Annotated in this window: 6 protein-coding genes and 1 tRNA gene; 4 read left to right on the forward strand and 3 right to left on the reverse strand. The window is 43.6% G+C overall.

Features of this window, described 5'->3' with window-relative positions; translation table 11 throughout:
* Positions 1–382 precede the first annotated feature (382 nt).
* Positions 383–1,393, reverse strand: coding sequence for an Npun_R2821/Npun_R2822 family protein (locus IM319_RS14470; RefSeq protein WP_158199204.1), 1,011 nt, complete (start codon positions 1,391–1,393; stop codon positions 383–385).
* A 208-nt stretch (positions 1,394–1,601) separates the two neighbouring features.
* Entirely contained in the window at positions 1,602–3,086 is a 1,485-nt protein-coding gene (locus IM319_RS14475) for a hypothetical protein (protein WP_287736016.1), read from the reverse strand.
* Between the two features lie 127 nt (positions 3,087–3,213).
* On the opposite strand from IM319_RS14475, the gene IM319_RS14480 reads away from it, so the two are divergent.
* A tRNA-Glu gene (locus IM319_RS14480) sits at positions 3,214–3,286 on the forward strand.
* 21 nt (positions 3,287–3,307) lie between these two features.
* On the opposite strand, the gene IM319_RS14485 is transcribed toward IM319_RS14480, so the two are convergent.
* Positions 3,308–4,657 carry a sensor histidine kinase gene (locus IM319_RS14485; protein ID WP_287672997.1) on the reverse strand — a complete coding sequence of 450 codons (1,350 nt, stop codon included), beginning with the start codon at positions 4,655–4,657 and terminating at the stop codon, positions 3,308–3,310.
* A 436-nt stretch (positions 4,658–5,093) separates the two neighbouring features.
* Between IM319_RS14485 and IM319_RS14490 the strand changes: the two genes are divergently transcribed.
* The 3 genes from IM319_RS14490 to IM319_RS14500 all read left to right on the forward strand — a co-directional run bounded on the left by IM319_RS14490 (position 5,094) and on the right by IM319_RS14500 (position 7,161).
* Positions 5,094–5,567: an EVE domain-containing protein gene (locus IM319_RS14490; RefSeq protein WP_287736017.1), complete on the forward strand. Its 474-nt coding sequence runs from the start codon at positions 5,094–5,096 to the stop codon at positions 5,565–5,567.
* Positions 5,568–5,570: 3 nt separating this feature from the next.
* Entirely contained in the window at positions 5,571–6,425 is an 855-nt protein-coding gene (locus tag IM319_RS14495; RefSeq protein WP_286825403.1) for a prohibitin family protein, read from the forward strand.
* A gap of 85 nt (positions 6,426–6,510) precedes the next feature.
* Positions 6,511–7,161 (forward strand): restriction endonuclease subunit R, encoded by a 651-nt coding sequence (locus tag IM319_RS14500; protein WP_287736018.1) that lies wholly within the window; start codon positions 6,511–6,513, stop codon positions 7,159–7,161.
* The last annotated feature ends 312 nt before the right edge of the window (positions 7,162–7,473 follow it).

The raw sequence follows: 7,473 nt of genomic DNA on the forward strand, positions 1-7,473 counted from the left end.
CGTTGTTGAGCGGGTACTGCGCTATGTTTGACGAGGTTTTCGCTACCCTCCCTTTTTGTCTCTTATGCAGACTTTCGAGTTCCAGGGTTCAACTCAATCGAGCCATTCACTACCGCCCACTCAGGGGATTCAAACCAATTTTATTTTAACATCAAGCCGTCCTAAAAGGACGGGGCTTTAACCCAAAATTTTGGTAAGAGGTTTTTTCTGAGATGTAGTGGCGCGCTATACATTCCGCTACTTTTTGGCTTTTTTTCGCCTGGAATCTTCTTATGGAGAAGATTAGACCTTGAAAATGTATAGTCATTTCAGATAAGTCTGACACGATCTAGACCGGTGAAACCCCTAGTAACTCTGGCATTGATCTTCTCAATCTTAATGATTATTTTCCTAAACCGAGTTTTCTGGTTACTTTTTGCCAAAAGGTTGGGGTCGGTGGTTGATAGGGTTTGGGACTACCTGTAAATATAGGACGTTGACTAGGTTGGTAGAGATAACGATAGTGTAAGAAAATATCTCGATAGGGAAAATCGAGATTTTCACCGCTACAAAGTCGAGTGAACAGAGAGGAAGATAAACCAATGTAGTGCAGATACATCACCCGTTTGTCGTGGTCGTATAATAGCCCATCCCGTTGTTGGAAATGGGCGGAGGTGACGGCGTTGCCGGTGCGACGAGTGGCAGGCCATTCTTTCGCTAAGTTAGAGACGGATAGCTGCGATCTCATCACCATATAGTTCAGCACCGACTGATTGGGGGCTGAGGGATACAATACCTCTGCCTCGCCCTCCTGTAGCCTTGCCACTAGCCAATCCCTTTGTTCCGACAGCATAAAGCCGCGCTTGGAGGCGTAGAACCCAGCACAAAAGATATCCGCCTCAATCCGTTCTTGGGGAAACACTTCCAGCAGTTTCGGTGAATTGACATTGTAAATGTGGGTGGGGTCTTTGTACTGAAAGTCGTAAGTCACCACATCAGAAGTGTCTAGCTGTTCAAACACAGGGGTGACATCATCCAAAATCAGCGCATCTGCGTCAATGTAGATGAATTTTTCAAAGGGGGCGTTGGGGTCAAAGGCACAGTAACGGCGGTTCATACCCAACCGTCGTACTCCTTGGATGCCTTCGGTTTTCTGCCAGTGTTGCAGTGCTGTGGGGTGAGCTTGCCAGACTTGTAACGAAAAGTCCTCCCACGGCTTAAACAGATCTTTGTCATTCCAGAGGGTGACATTGGGACGGGTGGCGATTTCGGCGGCGGTTTTTTCCAACCGGTCGTCGTAGGCGATGACGCAGACGGGCATACCCGCACCCGCATTGACGGCGATGCTATTCAGCAAGGCCACCAGTTGGTCAAACACGACATCATTGCCGAGGGTGTAAATACCGTAGTTCATTGCAGCTCAGGAAGAAAAAAAATCAAAACCTATTATCTTTGCCGTTAGTTTAGCTTATTTTTGTCGATAAATTTCGGTAATTTGAGATTATGGCCATGACTTTAACTGCTGAAATGCCTAAGATTGACAGAGGTAAGTCCCTAAAGATAGTCTCAAGTTTCTCACAACAGAAAGACTACTCGATCGGCTATACCCAAAACCGATCGATTTAGCGTTTGCGTTTGAGTAATCTAGAAATGCGTCGATTGTACCGCAACCAACGCCAGATTTTAATAACTAATTCCTCCACCCATAAAATAATCGCATCTAATCCCTCTAAAATCCGTTCTAAGGGGTGTTTAACGTAGCCGACGGGGGTTGATTCGGTTTCTAACCATTCTTCGTTAATTGGTTGAATTATCTCCCTAGCGTAGCGGGGATCTAATTGGGTTGTGGGGGGGGATTCTCCCGGAGTAATTTCAGCGGCGGCTGGGGGGATTTTTTGTAAAGATTTATTTTGTTTTTCTTGACTAAAAGCTTTTTTTGTGCTATGGGACTGGGGAAGGGGATAAGCGGGGTTAAGGCGCGGTTTTTCGGAGTCTTGGGGAGAAATAGCCAAGATATCGGCGGATTCTAGCCAAGGTTGCTCGCTGACGGCGGAAAATGTCAGGGATTGGCGAGAGGAAAAGAAGTGATCGATCGCCGCTTGGATGAGTTTGCCGATCGTGAAGGGATCCGCTTGGGTTTGTTTTTCTGGCCAATCCTGGAGACGTTGCTTGAAGCTGATCAGCAGAGAATTAGGAAAACTTAAGGGATATTTTGCCGATAAAGCGGGTGAATCAGCACTATATTCTAAATTATTCTTCTCTTTTGCCCAGAAATGCTCGATCGCCGCATAAATTAACCAATAAAGGCCCCAGAGATAGGAGGAATTTTTCTCTAGAGTCGGGGACTCGTTAACGATCTCGGAAGGGGGGTTAGGGGTGTGACTAAAACTGCTGGGGATTGCGGGGGAGATAGCGAGAAATTTAGCCTCGAAAATTGCTAATTTTTCGTCAATAACTTCTAAAATCGCTTGAGAATTTAAATTAGGCAGTGGTAAGGAGGGTGGTGTCGGGGTTTTGACGAGATGGGATTCCTGGAATAGATTTATGGCGATCGCTATTTGCCCCTGTTGTTCCCAGCGTAGTAGGTTCCAAAACCAACGGATCGGGGGTAAGACAGGATTTTTGTCGGTAAAATTCGGTAATAAAGGCGGATATTGCCGATTTAATCGCTTAATTCTCCGTTTTGCCAGGGCGTAGTTAGCCAGTGCCGTCCTAATTTGTTTTTCTATTTGTCTTTGGGTTTGATTATCGGTGATTTTAACAGTCTGGTGATCGTTAGTGACGAAAACTAAAGCTTGATCCTCTAGATCGGCTGCTATGCCAATAAATGGCGTTTCTTGGTCAGATAAGCTCTGTAGAAATTCTTCGATCGCATCCGTCCCATCTTTTCCGGGGGGTGATAATTGTTTCTGGAGACTGTTCCCCAATTGATTAGCCGTCATCCGCAGCGATTGTACCAGCAAATAGACGGGATAGAGGGCTATTTGCAGGGCAATAGCGATCGCATTTTGACCGCGACGGGAGACGCGGCCGAGGTTATCTTTCAGACGGATCAAACGACGGTTGATCAGGTTGAACAGTCGGCTTTTATAGGGATCGGCAGCCATGGATTTTGGGCGATAACATCTTCAATTAGACTATCCTATTGTGCAAGGGCGGGATAAAAAAAATTTTTGCCAAAACCCTTGACTCCCAGAAAGATTATTGTTATATTTAAAAAGGTCTGAAATCCACGCCCCCATCGTCTAGTGGCCTAGGACACCTCCCTTTCACGGAGGCGACAGGGATTCGAATTCCCTTGGGGGTATGATAAAGAAGGTCAGAGGTGTTAAGCTTCTGACCTTTCAGTTTTTTTCTCCCGTTGATGGCTTTTCGGTAAGGTGACGGTGAAGATTGTTCCTCGATCGATCTGACTTTCGACGCTAATTTGTCCATGATGACTGAGGGTAATCGCTAAAGCGATCGCTAATCCTAATCCTGTTCCCCCGGAAGTGGCAGAATTTTGTCGTGCGGGATCGAGACGATAAAAGCGATCGAAAATATGGGACAAAGCAGCTTCGGGAATACCGATTCCGTTATCTTTGACGCGTACCAGTAACACCGATTGTCGATCGCGTTTACTTTTTTCCAATTCCACTGCCAGATTTTTAGGCTCAGATTCGGGCAAAAAAGCGTGTTTCAGGGCATTAGAGATTAAATTTGTGAATAAACGTGCTAATTGATCCCAATCTCCCCGCATAGTAAACATTTCATCGCTGTAGGAAAAATCCTCTTGGTCCGGTTCCACAATCGACAAAGAGAGGGAAATTCCCTGCTTATCGGCGATTAAACGCTGTTCTTCCACCACTTCCATCAATAAAGCATCCAAAGGTACAGCTTGCTCAATCGGTTGGACGATGCCACTATCAGAACGGGCTAAAAAAAGCAGATCATTGACTAAATTGCCCAATCTTTCCGTTAAACGATCGATCACTTGCAAGCGTTGATGGCCAGTTTGGGGATAAGCGATCGCCATTTGCACGTTAGTTTGAATAGTAGCGATCGGATTGCGTAATTCATGGGAAGCATCGGCGGTAAATTGTTTTAAACTCTGATAGGACTCTTTTACTGGTTGAATGGCTAAACCGGACAAAAACCAACCAATCCAGGCGACACTGGCAATCATCAGGCAAATTCCGGCGATTAAATCCCATAATAGCTGTCTAATCGGTTTTGTCACCTCAAACCAAGGATGACTTACCCGCAGATATCCCAAAACATAATGACCGATTTCCACCCTTTCGGTTACTTGTCGCAGCAGACGATCATCGGATAAGCGAATAGTTTCCCCCTGACGGTGGGGATGGAGGGGAATATCTAAGGATTCAGCCAGAGTTGACCAAAGTAGATTACCTTGGGGATCAAACCATTCCAAATCTATATGATCGTCCTCGACGGATTTACCCTGACTGGGAAAACTTGCGAGGGGATCGACGCGATAACGTCCTTGGTCCGGGGGAATCGATTCGATCACGAGGGAACGATTTACCACCTCAATGATGTGTTTGAGGGTATCATCAATGCGATCCACTAGGGTATGGCGCACATAAAAATACATTCCCGTAGCGAGAAAAAGCAGTAGTATGGCAGTGACAACAGTGTACCATAAGGCTAAACGGCGGCGAGTGGCTTGGAACACTGATAATCTATGGATTGGCTAGAGATTTTTAGAGCAATGTATCCTATTTTACAGCTTATTTGAGCGATTTAATAATCGAGAATAAATTATTTTTAGCTATAGGGAAAAACTGACGGTTGCCAAGAATAGTGCGACTTGAAGGCTTATAGTCCTTAAAAATTGCCGCTAACAAAAGTATTTTTAGATACATTCTCCCCAATAATTGTTTGAGTAGATATACAAAAGCAGCCAAAGTGAATTATATTTAATACTAAATCCTTTGAGTATAGGCTACATATCAGGACAGGCACTCATGCAAAAGGCAAGAGGCAAGAGGCAACAGGAGGAATAAATAATCAGTCTTTAATAACCAGATTTGGTATAACCCTATGGTAACAAGGCTGACAGGAACGGCTAAAAATATTTTTGAGCTTATTTGAATTAATAATAACGATAAATGATGAATTTAAATTACTGGTTAATGAAATCGGAACCCGATGTCTATAGTATGGAGGATTTAAAAAAAGATGGTCAAACTATTTGGGAGGGAGTGCGAAATTATCAGGCCCGCAATTTTCTCCGTCAGATGAAACGGGGAGATTTGGCCTTTTTTTATCATTCTAATACCACCCCGCCGGGGATTGTCGGCTTGATGCGCGTAGTGGAAACCGATATGATCGATCCGACACAATTCGATCCCGATAGTCCCTACTATGATTCTAAATCCTCCCCAGATTCCCCGCGCTGGTGGACGGTGAAAGTTGAATTCGATCGCCTTTTTCCCCAACTGCTGCCCCTAGGAATTTTAAAACAAAATTTTACCGCCGATGAATTATTATTAGTAAGGACAGGAAATCGTCTGTCAGTGATGCCTGTCAATCAAGCAATTGCGGTAAAAATTCTCGCTTTAGTCGCTCATCAAGGAGTATAAACTGTGAACCAGAAAGATGCTATTAATTTACTTTCCCTGATCGGGGGATTATTGGTCACTATTGTCATTTTAGCGGCCTTTAATGCCTATGTGATTATCACCCCCGGACAAGCGGGGGTTTTAAGTGTTTTAGGAAAGGCTAAGGACGGGGTTTTATTGGAGGGACTGCACTTTAAACCTCCCTTTGTTTCTAGTGTTGATATCTACGATGTTACGGTGCAAAAATTTGAAGTTCCGGCCCAAAGTTCCACTAAAGATTTACAAAATTTATCCGCTAGTTTTGCGATTAATTTTCGTCTTGATCCGACTCAAGTAGTGGCAATTAGAAGAACCCAAGGCACCTTACAAAATATTGTCGCTAAAATTATCGCCCCTCAAACCCAAGAATCCTTTAAAATTGCCGCCGCTAAAAGAACAGTAGAGGAGGCAATTACTCGACGCAGTGAGTTAAAAGAAGACTTTGATAATGCCCTATCGACTCGGTTAGAAAAGTATGGTATTCTAGTCTTAGATACCAGTGTGGTAGATTTGAATTTTTCTCCAGAATTTGCTCGGGCTGTCGAAGATAAACAAATCGCGGAACAACGCGCCCAAAGAGCCGTTTATATCACCCAAGAAGCGGAACAACAGGCCCAAGCAGAAGTTAATCGCGCTAAAGGGAAAGCTGAGGCACAAAGACTATTAGCAGAAACTTTAAAAGAACAGGGGGGAGGATTAGTTTTACAGAAAGAAGCGATCGAAGCTTGGCGCGAAGGTGGGGCCCAAATGCCCCGGGTTTTAGTCATGGATGGATCGGGAAAAAATAGCGTACCATTTTTATTTAATTATAGTGATTCTTTTCCAGAAAATACCCCCTAAATTCGGGTCTATTTTGTTAGTAAGAACAGCCGAGACACCTATCTTCCGCTATCATGGAAACAGCAATGTACTGCTTGCTAAATCAATGCTTACCCTCAAAACAAGTAAACTAACCCTTGCTGATGTTCAACGTCATCTCAATTTCCAAGAAAAGCTTGAGGATGTTTCATTTACAGAGCTTTTAGCTTTGGAAACCGTCAGCGACGCAGAAAAATTAGAACTTGTTCAAATCCGCAACGATTTTCGACCCTATTTGATGGAAGATAAAGCATCAGAAGGACAAGTGAAAGTTTTAACCCTATTTCCCCTATTGCGGTTAGCGGGTTTTTATCGTTATCCGATTAAGATTAGGGTTGAAGAAGGGATTGATAATATTATCCTTGTCGATGAAGATAAAACTATTAACGGACGCTTTGATATTGTCACGGTAAATAATTCGATAGCAACTGTCAATGATATCCCTTTTTGGATTTTAGTCATTGAAGCTAAAGAGAGTGGAATCGAAGTACGTCAGGGATTACCTCAATTACTGACTTATGCCTACAATAGCTTAGAAAGACAACCCTCAGTTTGGGGATTAGCAACTAATGGCTTACAATATATGTTCGTCTATCTCAGACAAGAAACTAACCCCACTTATCAGATAATGCCAGAACTTAATTTAATGTATCCTGAATCAGCAATTAATCTGCTCCAAATTCTCAAGGCCATGGGTCAGCTAATTTTAGAGACATAAATTAGGACTCAAACCAGCTATAATCTCCTAGTCTTTTACTGTCTATATAGGCAATTAAAAGCGTCTTGAATACTTACCGCTATTTAAAACTCCTAATTAAGGTTTGCTGAATAAATCTAAAAACCTTGTTGGATAAGGTTTTTAGACTTTTTTTCCCTCAAAAAGTGCCGATCCTTGGAGTGATTGGGGGGAAAATTCAGGGACTTTTTCCCTGAAAATTAGGTAATTGACCACCTGAAAATGGGTAAAACCCCACACCCCACACCCCACACCCCACACCCCAACCCCCAACCCCCAACCCCCAACCCCCAA

It is taken from the genome of Microcystis sp. M113S1 (genome assembly GCF_020246945.1).
Classification (GTDB): domain Bacteria; phylum Cyanobacteriota; class Cyanobacteriia; order Cyanobacteriales; family Microcystaceae; genus Microcystis.

Bases quoted from the DNA above. Each gene is read 5' to 3' on its own strand.
- IM319_RS14470 (WP_158199204.1), bottom strand. From the start codon at position 1,393: ATGAACTACGGTATTTACACCCTCGGCAATGATGTCGTGTTTGACCAA.
- IM319_RS14475 (WP_287736016.1), bottom strand. From the start codon at position 3,086: ATGGCTGCCGATCCCTATAAAAGCCGACTGTTCAACCTGATCAACCGT.
- IM319_RS14490 (WP_287736017.1), top strand. From the start codon at position 5,094: ATGATGAATTTAAATTACTGGTTAATGAAATCGGAACCCGATGTCTAT.
- IM319_RS14500 (WP_287736018.1), top strand. From the start codon at position 6,511: ATGCTTACCCTCAAAACAAGTAAACTAACCCTTGCTGATGTTCAACGT.